Origin of the sequence: Dyella japonica DSM 16301 (assembly GCF_001010355.1) — a bacterium.
Classification (GTDB): domain Bacteria; phylum Pseudomonadota; class Gammaproteobacteria; order Xanthomonadales; family Rhodanobacteraceae; genus Dyella; species Dyella japonica.
This window is the reverse complement of record NZ_JPLA01000012.1, coordinates 1-24,686: the sequence shown is the minus strand read 5'-3', so window position 1 is coordinate 24,686 and position 24,686 is coordinate 1. Positions and strand designations below refer to the sequence as shown.

The following is a 24,686-nucleotide window of genomic DNA, read 5'->3' as shown; positions in this document are numbered from 1 at the left end:
ACACAGCAATGACGAGGGGATGACGGTGGCGCAAAGCGGCAACCACAGTCTGGAGGCACGTCGGCTGACGCTCCCTGCGGGGGCGTTTCTGGCGGCTGATGTCGGCGGCACGCATGCCCGGATCGGCCTGGTGAGCCGCGAGCCGGACGGCACGCGTCCGGTGACCGTGCTGCAGTACCACCGCTATGCCTGCGCCGACTGGCCCAGCCTTACCGCCGTGCTGCAGGACTTCGTCGGCCAGCTCGATCGCTCCGTGCACGTCGATCGCTGTGCCGTGGCCAGTGCGGGTTATGTGCTGGGCGACGCCATCGTCAACGACAACCTGCCGTGGCCGGTCTCCATCCGCGACATCCGCGACAGCCTCGGCATCGAGCAGCTCGCCGTCGTCAATGATTTCGAAGCCGTTGCCTATGCCACTCAATTCCTCAGCCAGGCCGACACCACCGCGGTGATCGAAAGCGAGGCCTCGCCCGCCGAAGGGCCGGTGCTGGTGATGGGGCCAGGCACCGGCCTGGGCTCGGCGGTGCTGTTGCCGGGCCAGCCGCACGCCACCGTGCTGGCGACCGAAGCGGGCCAGATTGCGCTGGCGCCGGGCAACGAACGCGAGATCGAGATTCTTCGCGCGCTGTCGCGCGACCGTTCCTATGTGTCCTTCGAACACGCCTTGTCGGGTCCCGGTCTGCTCAACCTGTACCGCGTGCTGTGCGAGTTGCGCGGGCAGACACCGGTACTCACCTTGCCAAGCCAGGTGACGCAGTCGGCGCTGGAGCGCAGCGACGACGCAGCAGTCGAAGCCTTGGAGGTGTTCTGCGGGCTGCTAGGCAGCTTCGCGGGCGATCTGTGCCTGCTGTATGGCGCACGCGGGGGCGTGTTCCTCGCCGGCGGCATTCTTCCGCAGATCCGCGACGTGCTGCTCGCCAGCAGTTTTCGCCAGCGCTTTTTCAACAAAGGCGTGATGCGCGCCTTTCTGCAACAGGTTCCCGTACGACTGATGGAGCACGGCCAGCACGGCGTGATCGGCGCCGCCGGGCTGTTCCTTGACTTGCAAGAACGAGAGGGCGGTTGTGCAGGCCCTCGCGCCGGGGAGAACGAAGTACTCAGATCGTCCAACTGAACCGGGCCCATGCCCAACAGCCACGCCGCAGCCAAGGTCCACACATTGGCTGTCGATTGCCTTCGAGGGGAGGACACCATGTCACAACGCAAATCATTGCTAGCCGCCAGCATCATCGCTGGACTCTGTCTGTCCGGTTCGCTACGCGCCGCCGATACCGCACCTGCCGCGCAACCGGCTTCGCCCGCTGCCGCGCAGCCCACACCGGCGGCTGCGACGCAGGACAACAGCAGTCCGCAGACCACCGCCGATCAGTCGCAGGCCAAGCAGTTGGAAACGGTGACCGTCACCGGCATCCGCGCCAGCCTGCAGCAGTCGCTGGAAACCAAGCGCAATGCCGACGCCATCGTCGATGCCATCACCGCCGAAGACATTGGCAAGTTCCCCGCCACCAACGTGGCCGAAGCGCTGGCGCAGATCCCCGGCGTCACGCTGGATCGCGCCTTCGGCGCCACGCAGCGCGTGAGCATCAACGGCATCGATCCCAGCCTGAATCTCTCTTTCCTTGACGGCCATCCCATCGCGCAGGCGATCTGGCTGTACGGCGACAGCCCGAACCGCGGCTTCAACTATTCGCTGCTGCCGCCGGAAATCCTCGGTTCGCTGGAGGTGTACAAGAGTCCCGAAGCGCGCCTGCCGGAAGGCAGCCTCGGCGGCACGGTGATCATGCACACCATCCAGCCGCTCGATGTGCCGGCAAATTCGCTCAGCGGTTCCTTCGGCATCAACTACAACGACATGGTGGACAAGAACCGTCCCAATGCATCGGTGTTCTATAGCTGGCACAACGCGGACAAGACCTTCGGCGTCGATGTTTCCGCGCAGCACTACGAACAGAAGACCGACCGCCAGGGCCAGGAAATCTTCAGCTATACGCCGGTATCGGCGATTGCGGCCGCCAATCCCGCCATTGCGGCGCAGGTGGCGGCGGGCCAGCTCAAGCCCGGCGACCAGATGCCGACCGAAATCAACTCGGCCGACTTCCAGCAGACCGAGAAGCGCAGCAGCATCCTGGTCAACCTGCAGTACAAGCCGAACGAGAACTTCGACAGCACGCTGAGCCTGCTGTACATGACCGATCGCCTCGACAACCTCAACGTGTCGATGTATCCGATCGCGGGCTTCAACTTCGCCGGCATCTCGCATCTCACCGAAGGCCCGAACGGCATCGTGGTAGCCGGTACGCAGGTGGGCACGCCGTGCTTCAACACCACCTCGTGCACCAGCACGGCCGAAACCTTCATGGATAACGACGCGCGCAGTTCGTTCATCCGTACCAAGGGCATCGACTGGCGTGGCACATACAAGGGCGACGGCTGGCGCGTCAACGGCCAGGTGGGCGTGAGCACCTCGGACAACACCATCAGCCAGGCCTTCAAGGAACTGTTCTACGGCGGCGGCTTCGACTGGAACATCAACAAGGGCTTCAACTACACCGACCTGGCCAGCGCCAACAATCCGCTGTACTGGGCGGACAACAACTTTGGCGGCAACATCGGCTACAAGCCGTACAAGGCGCGCGACGAATACGGCCAGTTCGATTTCACCTATGACTTCGGCGGCTTCTTCAACAGCCTGCAGGTCGGCGCACGCTATGCGTCGCACTGGGAAAGCCAGTCGCTGATCGTCGACAACGTCGGCGTACCCAACCAGACCCTCACCCAGGTCGGCTACGGCGGCCTGAGCAACTTGCAGGGTGCCTCCTCCATCGGCCTGTCGGGCAGCTCGGTGCGTCACGTGCAGACCTTGGGCTTCCAGTCGATCTACAACGCGGTGCTGGACGGCAATACGCTCAGCTCCAACGATCCGGTCGACTACTGGGACAACACCTTCAACGTGCAACAGCAGAACAGCGCGGGCTTTGCCCAGCTGAACTTCGGTAACGACAACGTGCACGGCAACCTCGGCGTGCGTTTCGTGCACACCAAGATCGATTCTTTCGGCTACAACGTGCCCAGCAACTGCAGCACCTGGGATTGCCCGTTCCCGCCGGGCTTCGGCTACGTGGGCAGCACCAGCACATCCAACGACTGGCTGCCGGCGCTCAATGTTGCCTGGAATATCACGCCCGACATCATCCTGCGTGGCGCCGGTTCGGAAACGATCGCCTACGCGCCGTACAACCAGTTGGCGCCGTACTTCGAAGCAAACGACACGGTGCTCACCGCCACGGCCGGCAATCCGAACCTCAAGCCGTATCGCTCGGTGAACTTCGACCTGTCGGGCGAGTGGTATTTCAACAAGGAGTCGGTGATCGCGATCTCCGGCTTCTACAAGAACGTGTTGAATTACGTGGTCAACGCGGCCACCACGCAGGGCCGCCAGAATGGTTCATGGGCGCAGCTGATCCAGGGTTCCACTGGCCAGATGCTGGTGAGCAATGGCCTGTGCACCCTGGAAGGCTTCTGTCAGTACAGCGTGTCCGCGCCGGTCAACGGCGGTCGCGCCAAGGTCAAGGGCGCGGCAATCAGCTATCAGCAGGCCTTTGGTGACAGCGGCTTCGGCGTGCGTGCCAACTTCACGTATTCCGATTCGAGCACGGCGGCCGGCGGCCCGCTGCCGTACAACTCCAAGGACTCGTACAACCTCTCGCCGTATTTCGAGAAGGGTCCGTACAGCGCCAGCATTTCGTACAACTACCGCAGCAAGTACCTCGCGGGTGGCTATGTGGCCGGTGCGCCGGATTCCTACACCGACAGCTACAAGGAACTGGACGCCTCGCTGGGTTACAAGTTCAACGACCACATGTCGGTCACGTTCGACGCACTGAACCTGCTCAACTCGACCTACAAGCAGTTCTACGGCGCCCAGATGACCGAGCTTGCCAACGAATACGCCAGCGGTCGCGAGTACATCCTCGAAGCGCACTTCAAGCTCTGATTTACCCAAACCTCCCCGGTAAGGGCCTGGCGTCTTGCCAGGCCCTCTTTTTATGCGTCGCCGGCGTGATGCTCAGTCCAGTGCGCCGGCGCCGAAGCGCGCGTCGGTGTGCTGCGTGGCAGCCACCTCCAGGGCGATGGAGAGGGCGCGCACCACGTCGTCCCTGCTCATGCTGGGCGCGTTCGGGAAGCGCGCCGCCTGCGAGGGCAGGTAGGGAATGTGGATGAAACCCGCGCGCAGCCCGCGATGCTGCCCAGCCAGATGAAGCATCAGATACGCCACGTGGTTGCACACAAACGTACCGGCCGTATTGGACACTTCAGCCGGCAGCCCTTTGGCCAGCAAGGCTTTCAGCATGGCCTTGATCGGCAGCGTGCTGAAGTACGCCGCCGGACCGTCCGCCACGATCGCCGCATCGATGGGTTGTGCACCCGCGTTGTCCGCGATGCGGGCATCCTGCACGTTGATTGCCACCCGTTCGATCGACAGACGGCTGCGTCCGCCGGCCTGGCCGACGCCCAGCAGCAGCGCGGGTTGCACCTCGTCGATGGCCAGCGCCAGTTCGCGCTGCGAATCGGCGAAGACGGTCGGCAGCAGGCGTGCAACCACGCGATGACCGCCGATGTGATGGCCGTCGAGCGCACGTACGGCTTCCCACGACGGATTGATGTCTTCATTCCCGAACGGCGTAAAGCCGGTCAGCAGGATGCGCGGTTGGCTCATGATGATATCTCAGGTCATGCGGCGTCAGCGAAACACCAGCAGCCACATGATGACGAAGGTGGCGATGAAAATGCTGGCGGCGCTCCATGCCTGGGCGCGGATCACGCCGTAGGGATTGCGCAGCTCCAGCAATGCCGCGGGCACCAGGTTGTAGTCGGCGGCCATGGGTGTGAGCAAGGTGCCGCAATAGCCGCACAGCATGCCCATGGAACCGAGGATGGCTGGATTGGCACCGTAACGCTGCACCAGCAGCGGCAGGCCGATGCCGGCCATCATCACCGGAAACGCGGCGAACGCATTGCCCATGATCACGGTGAACAACACCATGCCCAGCGAGAACACCAGCAGGCACAAGAACGCATTGCCTTCGGGCAGGATCATCTGCGCCAGCGCCGAGATCGCCGCGCCTACGCCGCTCTGCGTAAACACTTCGCCCAGCGCGGCCAGCAACAGCGGCAACAGCGCGGCCCAGCCGATCGCATCGAGCAGCCGCCGGCCCTCCGACAAGCCCTGCCGTAGCGGCGCCTGCGCCACGCGCGCCGCGGCGAACAATGCGATCGCGCAGGCCAGCGTCAGTCCGGTCAAGGTCATCTGCGGCTTGGCGAACAAGGCGTAAGCGCCAACGGAGAGATGTTCGCCGAACAAGGCCACCAGCAAGGTCACCAGTGGAATCAGCAGCGCCGGCACGAACAGCTTGTGGCCAAGGCGCTGCGCAGACGCCACGCGTGCCGACGCACTCGCCGTTTCCGGGTGCGCCTGGCGACGAAGGCGAGGCGCGAGCAGCGCGAGCGCGATCACCATGCATCCGGCGACCTGGGCAGGCAGGATGTTGCCGGCCTTCTGTTGCGCCAGCACCAGGTCGCCGCCGGCAAACAACAGGCCCAGCAGCGCCCAGAAGGTGGCGCGGGCGAGCTGTCGCTCACCCACATTGCGCCACGCCGTGTAGAACAGAAAGGCTGCGATCAGCCAGTACGCGTATTCGATGCGCAGCATGCTCAGGCTTCCGCCTCGACACGGGCGAGCGCGGCGCGCCGTTGCAGTCGACGCTGGAACAGCCACACGCGCACCGACTGGATCACGAAGGCGGCGATGGCCGTTGGCAGCGCCCAGAGCGCGATCGCCAATGGCGTGAGGTCGATGCCGTGCTGGGCGTAGAAACCCTGGATCAACAGCACCGCACCCAGTGCGATGAACACATCCTCGCCGAAGAAGCGGCCGATATTGTCCGTGGCGGCGGCGACCGCGCGCACTTCGTCGCGCTCGGCGTCGCTCAGGTCGGGCTTGATCTTCTCGGCGGCGGCCTCGCCCATCGGAGCCAGCAGCGGGCGCACCGTCTGTGCGGCGCCGGCGACGCCGGTGAGCCCGAACATGGCCAGTACTTCGCGTATGAACAGGTAACCGATCAGCAGCCGGGCCAGCGTGAAGCCGCGCATCCGGCTCATCCATTGCTGCGCGTGTTCGCGCAAGCCGGCATGTTCGAGCAGACCGATCGCGGGCAGGGTGAGCACGAACATCAACAGCATGCGCGAGGACACGAAGCTCTTGCCCAGCAGCGCCAGCAGGTCGGCGGGATGCAAGCCGGCGAGCAGGCCGCTGACCAGGGCGGCGCACACCACCACCGGAACGGCATTGAAGCGCAGGGCAGAGCCGATGACGATCACCGCGACGCCGAGCAGCGGCCAGTAATTCATGCGTGCGCCCCGCTGGCGTGCGGCGCGGCGACGCCGATGTCGGCCGCTTCCAGCGCCGCGCGCAAGCGCCGCGCGAAAGCCACGGCGTGCTCGCCATCGCCGTGCACGCACAAGGTGTCGGCCTGCAAGGCGACGATGCTGCCGTCGACGGCGCGCACCTGGCCTTCGCGTGCCATCGCCATTGCCTGGGCAATCGCCTCGTCGCCTTCCTGGATCACTGCGTCCGGTTCGCGCCGTGGTTGCAACGAACCATCGGAGCGATAGCGCCGATCGGCAAACGCTTCGGCCGCCACCGGTATGCCGGCAGCCAGCCCGGCATCGATCAGCGCCGAGTTGGCCAGGCCGAACAGACACAGCGACGGATCGAAATCGTGCACGGCCCGTGCGATCGCGGCCGCCAGCTTGGCATCGCGCGCTGCCATGTTGTACAGCGCGCCATGCGGTTTGACGTGGCGCAGCCTCGTGCCAGCCGCCTGCGCAAACGCCTGCAGCGCGCCGATCTGATAAAGCGTCATGGCATAGGCTTCGTTCGGCGTCACCGCCATCTCGCGTCGCCCGAAGCCCTGCAGGTCAGGCAGCGAGACGTGCGCGCCGATCGCCACATCGTGCTGTACCGCCATGGCGACAGTGCCGCGCATGATGTCCGGATCGCCGCCATGGAAACCGCAGGCGATATTGGCCGAGCTGACGATGGCCAGCAGCGCGGCGTCGTCGCCCATGCGCCACGCGCCGAAGGATTCGCCCAGGTCGCTGTTGATATCGATGGTCTTGGCGTTGGCGCTTTTCATGCGGATTCCAGACGTTGTTCGATGCGTTGAAGCAGATGTTGCAGCGAGGCCTCGCGCTCGGTGAGGCGTTGCAGTGCCTCGTCCAGGGTGGTCTCACGGAAGGATACGGTATCGCCCGGCCGACGCTGCGCGAGACGCGGCAGATCCACCGCCGCCAGCTGCCCGATGCGCGGATAGCCGCCGGTCACCGGCGCTTCGGCCAGCAGGGCGATGGGCTGGCCCGACGGTGGCAGCTGCAAGGTGCCGGGCAGGGTCGCTTCGGAAATCAGCTCCAGCGGGTGGCGCAACTGCAGCGGCGCGCCTTCCAGCCGATGACCGGTGCGGTTGCTGTCCTTGCTGACCATGAAGCGCTGATTGAACAGGGCGTGTTGCGAGGCATCGTCCAGCGCCTGCCAGTGATGGCCGCGCAGCAAGGCCAGCGGCTCGCGGGCATAGTCGAGCCAGGGTTGCGGATCCAGTCCCCAGCGCAGCGCCTGCATGGTGCGACCGGGGCGGAACCAGGACGCCGGTGTGTGCTCGCCAATGGCGATGACATCGCCGCTCTGCACGGCCCGGCCTACGCCCGCATGCAGATCGCTGCTGCGGCTGCCCAAGACCAGCGTGCCGTCGAACCCGCCGCGCACAGCCAGATAGCTGCGGCAGCCGTGGCGCATGCCACCGAGGCGAAGCACGCTGCCGGCGGGCACGAAGCAGCTGGTCCACGCCGGCAGCGGTTGTCCGTCCACGCGCGCTTCGATCAGGCCGCCGGTGAGCGCCACCACGGCGTCGTGCTGAAACCGCAGCGTCGGACCGGCCAGCGTGATCTCCAGGGCCGCTTCGTCGCCGTTGTTGCCGACGAGGGCATTGGCCAATCGCCGGGCAGGCTCATCCACTGCGCCGGCGCGGCCCAGCCCCAGCTGCGCATAGCCGCGGCGCCCCGCGTCCTGCAGGCTGGTGAGCAGTCCGGGCTTGATCACCTCGACGCTCATGGGCGTGCGCCCGGGTCGATGGCAAGTCGCTCGTACTCACCCTGGTCGATCGCGCGAAAACGCACATGGTCGCCGGGCGCCAGCAGGGAAGGCGATGCGGCGGCGAGGTCGAACAGGCGCATCGGCGTGCGCCCGATCAGCTGCCAGCCGCCGGGCAGGTCTTGCGGATAGATCCCGGTCTGCTGTCCACCGATGGCGACGCTGCCCGCGGGCACGCTGGTGCGCGGGCTGCTTCGGCGCGGCATGGCCAGCGCGGGATCCAGGCCCAGCAGATAGGGAAATCCGGGCGCAAAGCCGAGCATGGCGACGCGATACAGCGCGGTTGTGTGGCGCGTGGCCACTTCTTCCGTCGACATGCCCGCATGCGTGGCTACGTCGGACAGATCGACGCCGTCGTAGCAGACCGGAATGCTCACTTCGCGCGCCGGCTTATCCACCAGCGAGCGCTCGTTCCAGACGGCAGCGATCGCTGCACGCAGGCGTTCGGCAGCAAAGCGGCCGTCGTCGTCCAACCACTGCGTCACCTCGAAGCGCAGCAGCAGGCTGGCATAAGCCGGCACGCACTCCACGTGGTCCAGGCCCGCCTGCAGCTTGGCGGCTGCGGCGTGGACGCGGTCGTTCACGGCGCCATCGATGGTTTGGCCAAAGCGCAGCAGCCAGGCGTCCTCGGCCAGCGCTTCGATCTGGATGTCTGCCAGCGGGAAGGTCACGCGCACACCTTCCCGGCATCGTCTCTATCAGCACGTGTGCTGGGTGGCTTTGTGCGTATCGACATGCAGGCGAGTCGTGGGCGGAGACGGGTCGCGTGGAGTGTTGCAGAACAGGCTGTGTTTGCCGACTTGCACTGCGACAGATCAGGGCCTGGGCAAAAAGCTTGCGCTTCGTTCGCAGCACGAGAGGAAAAACCGCTTGTTTTCGCAGCTCTTTGCGATGTTTTTGGCGCAGGTTCACATCACCGACGAGTGCAGGGGATGTGAAGTTGCGTCGCGAGCTCCTGCGGCCGACGAATCTCGCAACGTTGTCAAACAAGCCCACTTTCGGCTGCCATGACAGGCGAATGGAGGCCGAAAATCCCCCCTTGTCGAGGGCGAAATGGCTGCCCTGGGTCACGCGCCAAAGCCGGCGTCATGGCGCGCTGCGAGAACATTTTCAGGCAACGCTGGAAGCTGTCAAAAAGCCATATTAAACAAGCCATTGATCGCACATGACTAACCTGGATCAGTCCTGCCAGGACGTGTGCATGCTGCCCTGCCGCATAGGACATTTTCGTATGTGCCGGATGGATTGTTGACAACGTTGTCAACCATTACCCAGACTCCGGCCAAATGAGGGTGCGTTCACAGGAACGTGACATCAGGATGACGAGGGGATCGCAAGTGGTCGAAGGGGTCAGCCACAACGCACGTGAGTTCTTGGCGCAAGAAGCCATGTTTCTCGCTGCGGACGTCGGAGGAACGCACGCTCGCATCGGACTGGTGAGCCGCGAGCCTGACGGCACGCGCCCGGTGACGGTGTTGCAGTACCACCGCTATGCCTGCGCCGACTGGCCGAGCCTCACTGCGGTGCTGCAGGACTTCGTCGGCCAGCTCGATCACAGCGTGCATGTGAACCGCTGTGCGGTGGCCAGCGCGGGCTATGTGCTGGGCGACGCCATCGTCAACGACAACCTGCCCTGGCCGGTCTCCATCCGCGATATTCGCGACAGCCTCGGCATCGAGCAGCTCGCCGTCGTCAACGACTTCGAAGCCGTGGCCTATGCCACCCAGTTCCTGCATCAGGCCGACACCACGCCGGTGATCGCCACCGACGCCGCGCCGGCCGAAGGTCCGGTGCTGGTGATGGGTCCGGGCACCGGCCTGGGCTCGGCCGTGCTGTTGCCCGGCAAGCCGCACGCCACCGTGCTGGCCACTGAAGCCGGCCAGATCGCGCTGGCGCCGGGCAACGAACGCGAGATCGAGATCCTTCGCTACCTGGCCCGTGATCGCGAGTACGTGTCGTTCGAACACGCCTTGTCCGGCCCCGGCCTGCTCAACCTGTATCGCGCGCTGTGTGCGCTGCGCGGGCAGGCCCCGCTGCTGAGCCTGCCCAGCCAGGTGACGCAGGCGGCGCTCGATCGCAGCGACGACGCAGCAGTCGAAGCGCTGGATGTGTTCTGCGGCTTGCTCGGCAGTTTCGTCGGCGATCTGTGCCTGCTGTATGGCGCGCGCGGCGGCGTGTTCCTCGCCGGCGGGATTCTTCCGCAGATCCGCGACGTGCTGCTCGCCAGCAGTTTCCGCCAGCGTTTTTTCAACAAAGGCGTGATGCGCGCCTTCCTGCAGCAGGTTCCCGTACGACTGATGGAGCACGGCCAGCACGGTGTGATCGGTGCGGCCGGCTTGTACCTGGACGGACGCACGTAAAGACCGCGGGAAAACGAAGTACCGACTTAGCACCACACCGTTGCACTGAACCGGGCACACGCCCAGACAGCCACGCCGCAGCCGGACGACCCACAACATCCGCTGCAGAAAACGCCTTCGAGGGGAGGACCACCATGTCACACCGCAAGACTCTGCTAGCCGCCAGCATCATCGCCGGACTCTGTCTGTCCGGTTCGCTCTATGCCGCCGACAACACGCCCGCGCCGCAGTCCGGCCCGGCCGCGACGGGCCAGGACAACGCACAGACCGCCGCCGAAAAGGCCAAGGCCAAAGAGCTTGGCACGGTCACCGTGGTCGGTATCCGCGATTCGGAAGCCGAGTCGCTGAACCTCAAGAAGGCCGCTGACTCGCACATCGAAGTGATCACCGCCGAAGACATCGGCAAGCTGCCGGCCAAGAACGTGGCCGACACGCTGCAGCGCCTGCCCGGCATCAACATCAGCTCGTCCAGCGCCAGCGAAGGCGGCTTCGACGAAAACGATCGGGTGAGCCTGCGCGGCACCAACCCGAGCATGACCCAGACCCTGGTCAACGGTCACACCGTGGGCACCGGCGACTGGTTCGTGCTGAGCCAGGTGCAGACCGTGGGCCGTAGCGTGAGCTACTCCCTGCTGCCGTCGGAAATCGTCAGCGAAGTCACCGTGCACAAGACTTCCGAAGCCAAGCTGCAGGAAGGCGGCAGCGCCGGTACCGTGGACATCACCACGCGCAAGCCGCTGCAGTTCGCCCAGCCCTTCACCGCACAGGCCGCCGTGGGCGGTGTGTACTCCGATCTGCCGGGTGACACCAAGCCGCAGTTCGATGGCCTGGTCAACTGGAAGAACAACGACAACACCTTCGGCGTGATGGCGCAGGGCTTCTATGAGAAGCGCAGCCTGCAGCGCGACGGCCAGGAAATCGTCGGCGGCTACAACAAGATCGCTGCCACCGATGCGATCGCCGTGGCCCATCCGGACCTGGCGAACAAGTACTACCCGAACCTGATCGGCCAGACGCTCTTCACGCAGACGCGCACCCGCAAGGGCGGCACGATCGACATCGAGTGGAAGCCGCTGGACAACCTGACGTTGAACCTCGACAGCTTCTACTCGAAGCTGGAAGCGGACAACTTCAACCGCAACTACATGCTGTGGAACAGCCAGTACGTACCCAGCGGCGTGGGCCTGCAGAGCTATGCCGTCAAGGGCAACGTGCTGACCAACGCGGTGTTCGCGCCGCAGCCGGGCAGCACTACGCCGTATGGCGTGTACGACCAGATCTCCCGTCCGGGCGCTTCGTCCTCTTCCGCGTTCACCACGCTCGATGCCGAATGGCGCGCCACCGACCACCTGACCTTCACCGGCCAGGTCGGTACCACCCAGGGCAAGGGCAACAGCGACGAGCAGAACGTCAGCGAACTGGGCTTCGGCGCCGGCGCCGGCGCGAGCTGGGGCATGCGTGGCACCGGCAATCCGACCAACTGGTCGATCGGCGGCGACAACACCACGCCGTCGGGCATCATTCCGTCGGCTGGCTGGATCTTCGGCGACCAGAACATCCACGTGAAGGACAAGGAAAACTTCTTCCAGGCCGACGGCGAATACGCCTTCGACAGCTCGCCGATCGCGCTGACCACGCTCGACTTCGGCGTGCGTTACTCCGATCACACCCGCGAGAACAAGACCGACATCGGTCAGGGTCCGACCGGCGACTGGCAGAATCCGGCCAACTATCCGACCAGCTGGAAGAACTATCCGGGCAGCTTCAACAGCGACCTGGGCGTCAATGGCCCCGGTCCGGCCTGGTATTACAGCGAGGGTGACCTCGCCGCGTTCGATGCCAAGTTCGCCAACCGCGATCCGGTGACGCGCTTCAACTGGCAGAACATCTACAAGGTCAACGAGAAGGACACGGCTGCCTACCTGCAGGCGAACTTCTCCGGCGAACGCTGGAGCGCCAATGCGGGCTTCCGTTACGTCTATACCAAGGAAGACATCAACTACAACTCCAGCGCAGTGTCCGCATACACCGTGGACGGCCCGATCACCGGTTCGGCGTTTGGCGACTACTACAAGAACACCTACAAGCACAGCTACGACAAGCTGCTGCCGAGCTTCAACTTCAAGTTCAACCTGACGGACGACCTGCTGGCCCGCTTCGCCGCCTCGCAGACCATGACCCGTCCGGATTACTCGGCACTGGCCGGTTCTTACTCGCTGGACGACCTCACGCACACCGGCACCGGCGGCAACCCGCAGCTGAAGCCGCTGATCTCGACCAACTTCGACGCAGCGCTGGAGTGGTACTTCGCTCCGCGTGGCCTCGTGTCGGCCGGCGTGTATGACATGCAGCTGAGCGACTACATCAACTTCGGCAACCAGAACATCCAGTTCAAGGACCAGCAGGCCAGCAATACGGCCGGCCGCGATGTGTTCGCGACGTACCAGGTCAGCGTGCCGACCAACGTCGACGGTCACGTCAAGGGCGTGGAGTTGAACTACATCCAGCCGATCGGCGACAACTTCGGCGTGCAGACCAACTACACCTACGCCAGTGGTTCGGCGGAGAACGGCCAGCCGTTGCAGGGCACCTCGAAGAACACGTTCAACGTCTCCGGTTACTTCGAAAACCAGATGTTCAACGCCCGCATCAGCTACACCTACCGTTCCTCGTTCTACGCCGGCGTGAGCCGTACCGATACGTTCTACCAGGATGGCATCGGCAACCTGGCGGCCTCGTTCGGCTACAACATCAACTCGTGGATGTCGCTCACCCTGGACGCCATGAACCTCAACAACCCGAAGCTGAAGTACTACACGCTGAGCCCGAACTACGGCAAGCAGCCCTACGCGTTCTACGTGAACGGCCGCCAGTACTACGTGAACCTTCGCTTCAAGATCTGATTTAAGGCTTCCTCCCCGCCAACGGGCCCGGCACACTTGCCGGGCCCGATTTTTCTTCGGGGCTTCGAGTTTCACTCCAAGAACCTGCGGGAGCCGATGGCATGAAGCAACGTCTTGCGAAGGTCTTCGCGGTGCTGTTTGCGCAGGGTGCGCTGGCATCGGAGGGGAAGGTGCTGGTCGACCAGGTCGGGTACGACACCGGCGCGGTCAAGCAGGCCATCGTGATGGATGCGTCCGGCGCATCGCCGCAGACGTTCCGCGTCGTGGATGCCGACTCCGGCAAGGTGGTCACAGAAGGCACGCTGTCCGCGCCGACGGGTGTGGCGCACTGGAACGGCAGCTACGCTGTCGCCGATTTCAGCAGCGTGCGCACGCCGGGCCGCTACTACGTGGACCTCGTGCAGAACGGTCGCGACGCACGCTCTTCGACGTTTGCCATCCAGGACAACGTGCTCGAGCGCAACACGCTCTCCAACGTGGTCTATTACTTCAGGGGCCAGCGCTCCAGCGGCTTGCTGGACAAGGCCGATACCCATCTTCCGCATCCGGACGGCAGCGCCGGCACGCTCGATATCCACGGTGGCTGGTACGACGCCACGGGCGACTACGGTATCCACCTGTCGCACCAGAATCCGACCAGTTACTTCAACACCCAGCAGTTGCCGCTCGCCGCCTGGAGCCTGTTGCGCACCTGGCAGCAGCTGGAAGCGCGCAACGACAAGAATTTCCGCGAGTACAACCGTCGCCTGCTCGACGAGGGCTTGTTCGGCGCCGATTTCCTGGTGCGCGACAAGCGTCCCGACGGTTCGTTCTACCAGTCCATCGACGGTCCCGGTCCCGGCAAGCTGCCGCAGGATCGCCGCATCGGCGATCCGAACTGGCGCACGCAGATCAAGCTCAAGCCGGGCGATCACACCGAGCGCGTCGATCAGCCGGCCCATGGTCCGCACGCTTACGAAGCAAGCTTCCGCGCCGGTGGCGGCATGGCCATCGCCACGCTCGCGCTGGCCGCACGCACGGGCGTGGATGGCGATTTCACGGCGAAGGATTATCTCAAGGCCGCCGAGGATGCCTACCGGTTTCTCGACGCCCACAATCGCGAGCTGACCAACGACGGCAAGGACAACATCACCGACGACTACTGCGCCTTGCTCGCGGCGGTGGAGTTGTATCGCACGACGCATGACGAGACGTGGCGCAAGGCCGCGGACGCACGCGCGGACCGCTTGCTGGCGCGTCTGATCACGCACGGCGGCCATCGCGACTACTGGCGCGCCGACGATGGCACGCGTCCGTTCTTCCATCCCTCGGACGCCGGCCTGCCGGTGGTGGCGCTGATCGAGTACGCAGGCATCGCCGATACGAAACGCCAAGCCAGGGTGCGCGATGTCGTGAAGCGTTCGCTTGAGGCCGAGCTGGCCGTCACGGGCGAGGTCAGCAATCCGTTCGGCTATGCGCGACAGCTGGTGCGCGGCGGCGATGGTCGCGTGCGCACGGCGTTCTTCTTCCCACACGATACCGAGGCCGCGCCTTGGTGGCAGGGCGAAAATGCGCGCATCGCCTCGTTGGCCGCGGCAGCGCGCATGGCGGCGCCGCTGTACACCGGCGCGGGCGATGCGGCGTTCCGAAGCAAGCTGCAAGCCTATGCCTGGAACCAGCTGCACTGGATACTCGGCCGCAATCCGTACGACAGCAGCATGCTGATGGGCAGCGGCCACAACAACGCGCCGTACATGTTCTTCGACTCGTACGCCTATACCAATGCGCCGGGCGCCATCATCAACGGCATCACCTCGGGCTTGAACGACGACGAGGGCATCGCCTTCGACCTGGGCTATGCCCAGACCGGCAAGGACGAAGACTGGCGCTGGACCGAACAGTGGATTCCGCACGATGCGTGGTATCTGTTCGCCATCAGCCTTCCCCATGATTGACGTCACATGACGAGACGAACCATGAAGAAAACCTCCTGCGTGCTGGCCCTGGCCCTGTGTGGGCTTGCCACCTTCGCTCACGGCGCCGCGCCGGTAAACCTGATCCCGATGCCGGCACAGCTGAGCGTTAGCGGCCAGGGTTTCACGGTGACGCCGCAGACGGCCATCGTGGTCGACAGCGGCGACGCGAACGCTCGCCGCACCGCCGAGTATCTCGCCTCGCTCACCGCCCACACGCGCCATCTGCAGCTCGCGGTGAAGGCGGGTGCGGCCGGCGAGGGCGCCATTGTGCTCAAGCGTGATCCGCAGGCACCTGTCGCCAACGCGGAAGGCTATACGTTGGATGTGACGCCGCAAGGCATCCGCATCACCGCGCGCGATGAAGCCGGCCTGTTCTACGGCGCCATCACCGCATGGCAGCTGATGACGCCAGCGCAGGGCAACGGCGATGTGCGCGTGGAACCCGTGCATATCCGCGACGAACCGCGTTTCGCGTGGCGCGGCATGATGCTGGACTCGGCGCGCCATTTCTGGACGCCGGCCGAAGTGCGCTCAGTCATCGATCAAATGGCCCAGCACAAGCTCAACACGCTGCACTGGCATCTCACCGATGACCAGGGCTGGCGCATCGAGATCAAGCGCTACCCCGAGCTCACCCGCATCGGCGCGTGGCGAACCCCGCCGACGGTCGGCAAGCAGGCCCAGCCGCCTCGCTACGGCGGCTTCTATACGCAGGACGACATCAAGGCCATCGTGGCCTATGCCGCCGAGCGCCATATCACGATCGTGCCCGAGCTGGACATGCCAGGCCACGCGCAGGCAGCGGTGGCCTCGTATCCGGAACTGGGCGTCACCGGCACGCGACCGCCGGTGTCGGTGGACTGGGGCGTGAATCCCTACCTCTACAACGTCGACGATCACACCTTGCAGTTCCTGCAGAACGTGCTCGACGAAGTGATGGCCTTGTTCCCGTCCACCTACATCCACGTGGGCGGCGATGAGGCGGTCAAGGACCAGTGGAAGGCGTCCGCCGCGGTGCAGGCGCGCATGAAGGCATTGGGCATCAAGACCGAAGACGCGATGCAGAGCTGGTTCATCGACCAGATGGGCAAGTACCTCGCGGCGCATGATCGCCGCCTGATCGGCTGGGATGAAATCCTCGAAGGCGGCGTGCCCGCAAGCGCCACGGTGATGTCATGGCGTGGCACCCAAGGCGCGATCGATGCGGCCAAGCTCGGCCATGACGTGGTGTTGTCGCCGGCGCCGCAGCTGTATCTCGACCAGATGCAGAGCGATCTTGCGGATGAAACGACCGGCCGCCTGCCGTCCATGTCGCTGCAGAGCTACTACGATTTCGAGGCGGTGCCCAAGGCGCTGAGCGCCGCGCAGGCGAAACACGTGCTGGGCATGCAGGCCAATCTGTGGACCGAGCATATGCCGACCATGCGGCATGTCCAGCACAATGTGTTCCCGCGCATCGCCGCGTTGTCCGAGGCGGCGTGGACGCCAGCGAAGGAACACGACTGGCACGGTTTCCTCGAGCGCATGCCGTCCCAGTTGGCGCGCTATCGCATGCAGGACATCGCCTATGCCGACAGCGCCTTTGCTGCATCCATCGATACCGATCGCAATGCCGCCGTCAGCAGCGGCCAGGCCAGCGTGAAGCTCTCGAACCAGGCCAAGGTCGGCAGCCTGCACTACACCACCGATGGCCGCGAGCCGGATGCGTCCTCGCCGCTGTACGTGCGTCCCTTCACGGTCAAGCTGCCCACCACCATCAAGGCGGTGGCACTGGCCGCTGACGGCACGCCGCTGGCTGCCACGCGCGCACGCGTGCTCGATCTGCCCTCGCTGCGCACGCGCAGCACCGGCGAGCTGGAGAACTGTCCGGGCAGCGATTTCCGTCTGCGCGTGCAGCCCACGCCCGATGCCACCAGCATGGCGCCGACGTATCTGATCAACGTGTTCGACAACTGCCGCATGTATCGCGCGGCCAAGCTCGACGACATCGCCGCCATCCGCGTGGAGACCGCCAGCCTGCCGCGCAACTATGCGCTGGCGCATGAGGCCAAGCTGGTGAAGTCGTATCCGTCGGCCACGCCGCAGGGCGAGCTGGTGGTGCGCATGGACAGCTGCAAAGGCAAGCAGCTGGCGTCACTGCCGCTGCCCACCGATCAGCCGGCCACCTTCACCCTGAAGGGCGCTTTGGCCAGGCAGGCAGGCACGCACGACCTGTGCCTCGTGTTCACCTCTCCCATTACCGGGCCGATCTACGGCGTTGGCGCCGTGACCTTGGTGCCGGCTGACCAGCCGGTGCCATGAGGGATACGCTTCGTCGCTTAGCTTCGGTCGATGCGTTGCGCGGATGTACCGTCGCGCTGATGTTGCTGGTGAACGATCCGGGCGATTGGGATCACGTGTACTGGCCACTGGAACACGCCCAGTGGCACGGCTGCACGCCGACCGACCTGGTGTTCCCGTTCTTCCTGTTCGTGGTGGGCGTGTCCATTGCGCTCGCCATCGGACCACGCGTGGAGCAGGGGGCCGACAAGGGCGTGCTGATGCGGGCGGCGCTGCAGCGTGGCCTGCGCATCCTGCTGCTGGGCGTGGCCATCAACGTGCTGGCATGGATGATCATGCCGCAGGCGCACCTGCGCTTTCCTGGCGTGCTGCAGCGTATCGGCGTGTGCTTCGCGGGTGCGGCAGCGTTTGCGATCTATACCAGGCCGCGCGCGCAATGGATCACCATCGCCGTGCTGCTGCTGGGTTACTGGGCGCTGCTGCTCGCGGGCGGTTCACTGGAACCCTTCGTCAATATCGTCAGCCGCACCGACTTCGCCATCTTCGGTCGCACCGTCTATCTGATCGACCCGGTCAGCGGCCGCGGTCACGATCCGGAAGGACTGTTGGGCTGCCTGCCTTCGCTCGCCACCAGTCTGCTCGGCCTGCGCGCGGGCCAGTGGTTGCGCGAGCAGAACATCAAGGCGCTGACGCTGGCCGGTATCGCGTACCTGCTGCTCGGCTTCGCCTGGTCGCTGGTGTTTCCGCTCAACAAGAACCTGTGGACCTCGTCGTTCGTGCTGTGGACGGCGGGTTGGGCCACGCTCGCGCTGGTGCTGTTCCATGTGCTGATCGACCGGCGCGGCTGGCCGGCGATCGGGCGACGCTTTGGCGTGAATGCCGTGACGGCCTACGGCGGTTCCGAACTGATGCAGATCCTGCTGCTCGGCCTGGGCATACTCGATCCGCTTTATCGTCGCGCATTCGCCAGCTGGATCACGCCGATGGCCGGACCGTACGTGGCGTCGGTGGCGTTTGCCATCGCGTTCGTGGCGCTGTGGTGGTTGATCGTCTATGCCATGGATAGGAAGAAGATCTATCTCAAACTGTGAATACTGTGGGAGCGCACCCTGTGCGCGACAGGCGCCTTGTCGTCCCCGCTCCGTGAGGTTGTCGCGCACAGGGTGCGCTCCCACAAAAGTATGGCCGGAACGCCTCAGCGTGGTGAGACGGAGCTGGCGCGCTCGCCGTCCTCAGACAGATCGCTGGGCAGCGCCACGCGCACGCGGTTGCCGCCGTTTTTCTTGACCTGGTACATCGCCTCGTCGGCAGCGCGCGTGAGATCGCGCGAGGTGCGCCCGTGCAGCGGATAGGTGGCCACGCCGATGCTGGTGGATGCGTCCAGCGTGCGGTCTGCCAGCTGGAACGGCGTGTTGATCGCGGCGCGCAGTTTCTCGGCCACCGTCAGGCTATCGGCCACCGATTGCAGCCGGCACAGCAGCACCACGAACTCGTCGCCACCCATGCGGCCCACCACGTCGCCCTCGCGCAGATGGCCGCGGATGCGCTGCGCCACTTCGCACAACAGCAGGTCGCCGCAATGGTGGCCGTAGCGATCGTTGACCTGCTTGAACTTGTCCAGGTCGATATAGAGCAGCGCCAGATTGCCGCCGAAGCGCCGGACATTCTCCAGCGCCGCCTCGAACTGCTGGTGGAACAGGTCGCGATTGGCCAGGTCGGTCAGCGGATCGTGGCGCGCAATGTGATGCAGGCGCTGCTCGGCTTGCTTGCGTTCGATCGCCGCCGCGACCTGGGTGGAAACGAATTGCAGCAGTTCCTTGTCCGTTTCCGTATAGCGCGTTGCATCCGAATAACTCTGCACCACCAGCGCGCCCACCGCGGCGCCCTGCGAGCACAGCGGCACGCCCAGCCAGTGCAGCGCGTCGGTGCCGATCACCGGCAGCGATGGATCGGTCGGCGCGCCGGGCGTGACCAGCAAGGCCTGCCCGGTGCGGATCAGCTGCGCGGTCAGCGTGCCCGAGTCGATGCTTTGCGCGGGCGGCGCCTCGTCGCGCTCGTCGACGAAATAGGGAAAGCTCAGTTCGGCGTGCAAGGGATCGTACAGCGCGACGAAGAAGTTGTTCGCAGGCAACAGCGCACCGACGATGCGGTGAATCTCTTCATACAACGCCGGCAGGTTGTCCGCGGTATGCGCGGCTTCGGAAATGGCGTGCAGGGCGGCCGTCATCGATTCGGCGCGCTTGAGCGCGGTGATGTCGCGCGCCACCGCAATGCGCAGTTGGTCGGCCTGGGACCAGCGCGCCGACCACATGATGTGCACCACCGAGCCGTCCTTGCGGATATAGCGGTTCTGGAAGTGCGACTGCGGCTGGCCCGACATGATGGCGTTGGCCACCTCGATGGTGGCCTGGCGATCGTCCGGATGCACCAGCTCGATCATGCGCCTGCCGAGCACCTCCTCCGGCTTGTAGCCGAAGATGCGCTCGTAGGAGGCGCTGACGAAGACGTAGCGACCCTCCATGTCCACCACACAGATGGCATCCCACAGGAGGTCCATCATCTTGTTGAGGAAGTCGGGTTCCATGGGGCGCGTGGCAGGCTAGGGCTGGCTCGGAGCGGGCGGTATGCCACTCTCAGGCAAAGTGCGTGCCGTTGCGGTGATCATGGCGCCAACGTCCTCCTCCGTGCGCGCCGGTGCCGGACGCTAGTCGTCCAGCAGCGCGCGGCCAGCATTCCACATCGTGCGGGTCAGCGGTCGGTTCTCGTGCGGGGTCTGCAGCACCACCAGGGTGGTCGTGCTGATGCTGGCGTGGATCTTCAGCAGCCGGTCCAGCACGGTTTCCAGATGCTGGATGGACATGGCCACCACCCGCAGCAGGGCCGAGTCCTCGCCCGCCAGGCGGCGGCAGTCGAGCACCTCGGGGATATCCGCCACCAGCACGCCCACGCGGGCGCAGATGCCGCCATCGCAGCGCAGGCGGATCATGGCGTCGATCTCATAGCCCAGCTTGCGTGGATTGAGCACGGCGCGGTAACCGGCGATCACGCCGGCTTCCTCCAGCCGTTTCACCCGTTCGGCCACGGCCGGTGGGGAGAGTTTCACCTTGCGTCCCAGCTCGGCGTAGCCCAGGCGGGCATCCTGCTGGAGGGCCTCCAGCAGCAACCAATCCGTGGCGTCCCAGATCGGTTTCGATTCAAAGGTGACTGCGTTCATAGACATTTCGTTCGTTGGCGAAACATCCTCATCCTACGCTGATTCATCATTCAAGCGCAGCACGCCGGAACTTACGATGCGCAGTATTCCCCACCCGGATCAAGCCCATGCAAACCCCGGAACGCCTCGACGGGCGCGCGCTCGCTTTTATTGGTATCGCGCTGCTCACCTGGTCGTCGGCCTATGCCGCGATCGCCTATGCACTGGCTTCATTTACCCCCGGCGAAGTGGCGCTGGCGCGTCTGGCCATCGGCGCACTGTGTTTCGCGGCCCTGCTGGTGGTGAAAAAAGTGCCGATGCCTGACCGGCGCGATTGGCCGCAACTGACGCTGCTTGGCGTGATCGGCCTCACCGTGTACCACTTGTGCCTCAATACGGCCGAAACCCGCGTAGCCAGCGGCACCGCCGCCATCCTGATCTCACTTGTGCCCGCGACAACGGCGGCGTTGTCGGCGATCTGGCTGCGTGAGCGCCTGTCGCCGCGCACGCTGACTGGGCTCGGCATCGCCCTGGTGGGCGTGGTGGTGGTCGTGCTGACCAGCGGCAAGGACGTGAAGATCGAACCCATGGCGGCCCTGGTACTGGTCAGCGTGGTGGCGTGCTCGATCTTCTTCGTGTGGCAAAAGCCGCTGTTCGCGCGCAACACCATGCTTGGCGTCACCGGTTTCACTTTCTTCGTTGGCGCGCTGGCCTCGCTGCCGTTCGGCCTGCATCTGCCGCAGGCCTTGATGCATGCCCCGGCGTCGCATATCGGCGCACTGCTGTGGCTGGGCATCGCGCCCACCTTCATCGGCTATATCGCGTGGAACGCCGCCCTGCAGCGCGCACCCGCCTCGCAGGTGAGCAGCTTCATCTATTTTTCGCCGCCGATCGCCGTCCTGATCGGCTGGGTCTGGCTGGGCGAACGGCCCACGCTGCTGACCCTGCTGGGCGGCGTGATCACCGTCGGTGGCGTGGTCTTGGCCAATGCCCGCCGCCGCGCGCCGGCACGCGCGCCGGTGGTGGCCGCGCCGGCCAAGCAGCACTGAGATGGTGACGCCGATCCGTTTGCTCGACGTCGCCGCCCAGCTGCCGCATGCCTGGTCCTCAGGCGTGCTCGCCAGCTTCGGCGACGCACGCCTGAAGCTGCTGCGCATGGACGAGCAGCCGTACCCGGACGAAAGCCACGACTACGACGAAGGCCTGCTCGTGCTCGATGGCGTGATGGTGCTGCGCATCCGCGGCGAGGTGCTGCGGGTGGAAGCGGGCGAGTTGTATGTGGTTCCGGCGGGCGTGCCGCACAGTGTGGAGGGCGGCAGTCGCGGTACGCTGCTGATCATCGACACCTGATCAGCGCTGCCGGAGCCGCCGTGACCACGCTCTATATCGCCAACAAGAATTACTCCTCGTGGTCGTTGCGTCCCTGGCTCCTGATGACCCAGCTGGGCATCCCGTTCGACGAGCGGCTGCACGTGTTTGGCGAAGGCTCCAACTGGGATGCGTTCCGCCAGTTCTCACCGAACGGTCGCGTGCCCTGCCTGCATGACGGTGACACCGTGGTGTGGGATTCGCTGGCGATCATGGAATATCTCGCCGAACGCCACCCAGGCGTCTGGCCGTCCGATCCGCATGCACGCACCTGGGCACGTTGCGCCTCGGCGGAAATGCATGCGGGCTTCAGCACGTTGCGCAATGCCTGCGGCATGAGTTGCGGTGTTCGCGTGCGCCTGCATGCGGTCGATGCCGCGCTCAAGGCCGACATCGCGCGCATCAATGAAATGTGGAACGAAGGCCTGGCGCGCTTCGGTGGTCCTTTCCTCGCCGGGGACAGCTTCACCGCCGTCGATGCGTTCTATGCGCCGGTGGTGTTTCGCATCCAGAGCTATGACATTGCGATGGAAGGTGCGGCTGCAGCGTACGTGCAGCGCATGCTCGCACTGCCCGCGATGCGCCAGTGGTACGCCGCCGCCCTGGCCGAGCCATGGCGCGATCACGCGCACGAGGCGGAAACGCGTCTGTACGGCGACGTGGTCGACGACTTTCGCTTCGGCTGATCAGGCCACTTCGGCGGCAGCGTGCCGTTGCCGGCGCGCCTGCCATCGACCCACGGCCACCAGCAGCAAGGCGACCACGATGAAGGCCGCCAGCACGCCGACCGCATCGGCCAGCACCTGCACATAGCCCAGCGCGCGCACGTCGAGGAACGGATAGGGATACCAGCCGTTCACCGCGCCGCGCAGCAGCACGTAGAAGAAATACCCCGCGGGATAGCTCTGCCACACCAGCACCTGCGACCAGCGCAAGCTGCCCTTGGGTACCGCCAGCCACCAGTAGCCGACATACAGCAGCGGCATGGCGTCGTGCACGATCACGTCCGCCACCAGCAACCAGCCCGACGGACTCCACAACTGGCGCAGCATCAGGTTGTAGATCGCGCTGACGATCACGATGCTCATCGCCGCCGCCGTCTGCACGCCGGGCCGCGACAGGAACACGCCCAGCCGGCCGCGCGAGCCAGTGGCTGCTACGGTCAATACGCTGGTCACCAGCAGGTTGGAGAGAATGGTGTAGAAGCCAAGAAACAGCCACACGCCCTCCAGTACCGTGCCGCCGTTGCCCTGGGTCATGCGGATCGAGAACCACAACTGCAGCGCCAGGCCGAACCAGCCGAGCGAGGCGGCGAACAGGGCGAGCGGGCGATAGGGCTGCGTCATGGTGTGGTGTTCCATGGACACCAGCGCCGCACCGCTAGATCGCGCCGCGCAAGCATGCGGCGCAGGCCGGCCATACAGGCATGCCGGCCAAGGCAAACATCAGAACTTGTAGCCGCGGTGGATCGCGACGATGCCGTTGCTGAGATTGCGCACGTCCACGCGGCCGAAGCCCGCGCGTTCCATCATGCCCTTGAGCGTCTGCTGATCCGGATGCTTGCGGATCGATTCGGCCAGGTACTGGTAGCTGTCCGCATCGCCGGCAAACAGCTGGCCGAGCTTGGGCAGCACCTTGAAGGAGTGGAAGTCGTAGAGCTTGCTGAAGAGCTCGCTCTGCACGCGCGAGAACTCCAGCACCAGCGCACGGCCGCCCGGCTTGAGCACGCGGCAGATATCCGCCAGCGCCTTGTCCTTGTCGGTGACGTTGCGCAGGCCGAAGGCCATGGTCACCGCATCGAAGCTGTTGTCGGGAAACGGCAGGGCTTCGGCGTTGAGCTGGGTCCAGCGCAGGCCGGACACCAGGCCGCGATCCGTCATGCGGTCACGGCCCACGCCCAGCATGGCGGCGTTGATGTCGCCGACGATGATCTCGCCGTCGGCGCCCACCACCGGCTTGAGCAGCGCGGCGATGTCGCCGGTACCGCCGGCCAGATCGAGCACGCGATCGCCGCGGCGCACGCCGCTGACGGCCACGAAGTGGCGCTTCCACAGGCGATGGATGCCGAACGACATCAGGTCGTTCATCAGGTCATAGCTGCTCGCGACCGAGGTGAACACCTGGCCGACGAGCTTTTGCTTGTCGGCGACAGGGACGTCGCGGAAGCCGAAATGGGTGGTGTTGGGGGACTGGTCGGTCATGGGGGTAATGGTAGCGGATTGGGGGCGGGGCTTCGTTGTGCGCAACGCGCGCTTTTCTCCCTCTCCCCTCCGGGGAGAGGGTTGGGGTGAGGGGCCAATCTAGCCTTATCGTTAGAGGCGCCGAAGTCTTCTTTTGCTCGTCATCCCTGCGAAGGCAGGGATCCAGTGACTCTACGCATGGTTGTCGCGACCCCGCGACCTGGCCCGCCTGCCGCGGGCTTCC

Annotated in this window: 20 protein-coding genes; 10 read left to right on the top strand and 10 right to left on the bottom strand. The window is 65.2% G+C overall.

What is annotated here, in order from left to right; all coding sequences use genetic code 11:
* Positions 1–19: 19 nt before the first annotated feature.
* Entirely contained in the window at positions 20–1,114 is a 1,095-nt protein-coding gene (glk, locus tag Y882_RS04500; protein WP_211259118.1) for a glucokinase, read from the top strand.
* A gap of 78 nt (positions 1,115–1,192) precedes the next feature.
* On the top strand, positions 1,193–3,994 hold the full coding sequence (locus Y882_RS04495) for a TonB-dependent receptor (RefSeq protein WP_046970697.1): 2,802 nt from the start codon (positions 1,193–1,195) through the stop codon (positions 3,992–3,994).
* A 72-nt stretch (positions 3,995–4,066) separates the two neighbouring features.
* Here the strand turns inward: Y882_RS04495 and pcp are convergent, their stop codons facing one another.
* Genes pcp through pxpB form a run of 6 tightly spaced genes read right to left on the bottom strand, consistent with a single transcriptional unit; the run spans position 4,067 to position 8,874 of the window.
* On the bottom strand, positions 4,067–4,717 hold the full coding sequence (pcp, locus tag Y882_RS04490; RefSeq protein ID WP_046970696.1) for a pyroglutamyl-peptidase I: 651 nt from the start codon (positions 4,715–4,717) through the stop codon (positions 4,067–4,069).
* Positions 4,718–4,741: 24 nt separating this feature from the next.
* Entirely contained in the window at positions 4,742–5,710 is a 969-nt protein-coding gene (locus tag Y882_RS04485; RefSeq protein WP_046970695.1) for a 5-oxoproline transporter, DUF979 family subunit, read from the bottom strand.
* Positions 5,711–5,712: 2 nt separating this feature from the next.
* Positions 5,713–6,408, bottom strand: coding sequence for a DUF969 domain-containing protein (locus tag Y882_RS04480; RefSeq protein WP_046970694.1), 696 nt, complete (start codon positions 6,406–6,408; stop codon positions 5,713–5,715).
* Positions 6,405–7,196 carry a LamB/YcsF family protein gene (locus tag Y882_RS04475; protein ID WP_046970693.1) on the bottom strand — a complete coding sequence of 264 codons (792 nt, stop codon included), beginning with the start codon at positions 7,194–7,196 and terminating at the stop codon, positions 6,405–6,407. The genes Y882_RS04480 and Y882_RS04475 overlap by 4 nt, the downstream gene beginning before the upstream one ends.
* Entirely contained in the window at positions 7,193–8,164 is a 972-nt protein-coding gene (locus tag Y882_RS04470) for a 5-oxoprolinase subunit C family protein (protein WP_046970692.1), read from the bottom strand. Before Y882_RS04470 ends, Y882_RS04475 begins: the two co-directional genes overlap by 4 nt.
* Positions 8,161–8,874 carry a 5-oxoprolinase subunit PxpB gene (gene pxpB, locus Y882_RS04465; protein ID WP_052949681.1) on the bottom strand — a complete coding sequence of 238 codons (714 nt, stop codon included), beginning with the start codon at positions 8,872–8,874 and terminating at the stop codon, positions 8,161–8,163. The genes Y882_RS04470 and pxpB overlap by 4 nt, the downstream gene beginning before the upstream one ends.
* Positions 8,875–9,489: 615 nt before the next feature.
* Between pxpB and glk (Y882_RS04460) the strand changes: the two genes are divergently transcribed.
* The 5 genes from glk (Y882_RS04460) (at position 9,490) to Y882_RS04440 (ending at position 18,792) form a co-directional block, all read left to right on the top strand.
* Positions 9,490–10,563: a glucokinase gene (glk, locus tag Y882_RS04460; RefSeq protein WP_082120917.1), complete on the top strand. Its 1,074-nt coding sequence runs from the start codon at positions 9,490–9,492 to the stop codon at positions 10,561–10,563.
* A gap of 134 nt (positions 10,564–10,697) precedes the next feature.
* Positions 10,698–13,466 carry a TonB-dependent receptor gene (locus Y882_RS04455; RefSeq protein WP_046970690.1) on the top strand — a complete coding sequence of 923 codons (2,769 nt, stop codon included), beginning with the start codon at positions 10,698–10,700 and terminating at the stop codon, positions 13,464–13,466.
* Positions 13,467–13,567: 101 nt separating this feature from the next.
* The gene (locus Y882_RS04450) at positions 13,568–15,400 is read left to right on the top strand and encodes a glycoside hydrolase family 9 protein (RefSeq protein WP_046970689.1); all 1,833 of its coding nucleotides are present in this window, start codon (positions 13,568–13,570) and stop codon (positions 15,398–15,400) included.
* A 21-nt stretch (positions 15,401–15,421) separates the two neighbouring features.
* Positions 15,422–17,722, top strand: a complete 2,301-nt coding sequence (locus Y882_RS04445; protein WP_082120916.1) for a family 20 glycosylhydrolase — start codon at positions 15,422–15,424, stop codon at positions 17,720–17,722.
* On the top strand, positions 17,719–18,792 hold the full coding sequence (locus Y882_RS04440) for an acyltransferase family protein (RefSeq protein WP_046970687.1): 1,074 nt from the start codon (positions 17,719–17,721) through the stop codon (positions 18,790–18,792). Before Y882_RS04445 ends, Y882_RS04440 begins: the two co-directional genes overlap by 4 nt.
* A 104-nt stretch (positions 18,793–18,896) precedes the next feature.
* On the opposite strand, the gene Y882_RS04435 is transcribed toward Y882_RS04440, so the two are convergent.
* Together Y882_RS04435 and Y882_RS04430 are read right to left on the bottom strand one after the other, a co-directional pair.
* Positions 18,897–20,285 (bottom strand): sensor domain-containing protein, encoded by a 1,389-nt coding sequence (locus Y882_RS04435; RefSeq protein ID WP_046970686.1) that lies wholly within the window; start codon positions 20,283–20,285, stop codon positions 18,897–18,899.
* A gap of 120 nt (positions 20,286–20,405) precedes the next feature.
* Positions 20,406–20,915 carry an Lrp/AsnC family transcriptional regulator gene (locus Y882_RS04430; RefSeq protein ID WP_046970685.1) on the bottom strand — a complete coding sequence of 170 codons (510 nt, stop codon included), beginning with the start codon at positions 20,913–20,915 and terminating at the stop codon, positions 20,406–20,408.
* Between the two features lie 107 nt (positions 20,916–21,022).
* Here Y882_RS04430 and Y882_RS04425 point away from each other — a divergent pair, with 107 nt between their 5' ends.
* Genes Y882_RS04425 through Y882_RS04415 form a run of 3 tightly spaced genes read left to right on the top strand, consistent with a single transcriptional unit; the run spans position 21,023 to position 22,948 of the window.
* On the top strand, positions 21,023–21,943 hold the full coding sequence (locus Y882_RS04425; RefSeq protein ID WP_046970684.1) for a DMT family transporter: 921 nt from the start codon (positions 21,023–21,025) through the stop codon (positions 21,941–21,943).
* 1 nt (position 21,944) lies between these two features.
* Positions 21,945–22,244, top strand: a complete 300-nt coding sequence (locus Y882_RS04420; RefSeq protein ID WP_082120915.1) for a cupin domain-containing protein — start codon at positions 21,945–21,947, stop codon at positions 22,242–22,244.
* 20 nt (positions 22,245–22,264) lie between these two features.
* On the top strand, positions 22,265–22,948 hold the full coding sequence (locus Y882_RS04415; RefSeq protein ID WP_046970683.1) for a glutathione S-transferase family protein: 684 nt from the start codon (positions 22,265–22,267) through the stop codon (positions 22,946–22,948).
* Here Y882_RS04415 and Y882_RS04410 read toward each other — a convergent pair whose 3' ends face one another.
* Together Y882_RS04410 and ubiE are read right to left on the bottom strand one after the other, a co-directional pair.
* Entirely contained in the window at positions 22,949–23,623 is a 675-nt protein-coding gene (locus tag Y882_RS04410; protein ID WP_244466224.1) for a Pr6Pr family membrane protein, read from the bottom strand.
* Positions 23,624–23,707: 84 nt separating this feature from the next.
* Entirely contained in the window at positions 23,708–24,463 is a 756-nt protein-coding gene (gene ubiE / locus Y882_RS04405; protein WP_046970681.1) for a bifunctional demethylmenaquinone methyltransferase/2-methoxy-6-polyprenyl-1,4-benzoquinol methylase UbiE, read from the bottom strand.
* Positions 24,464–24,686 lie beyond the last annotated feature (223 nt).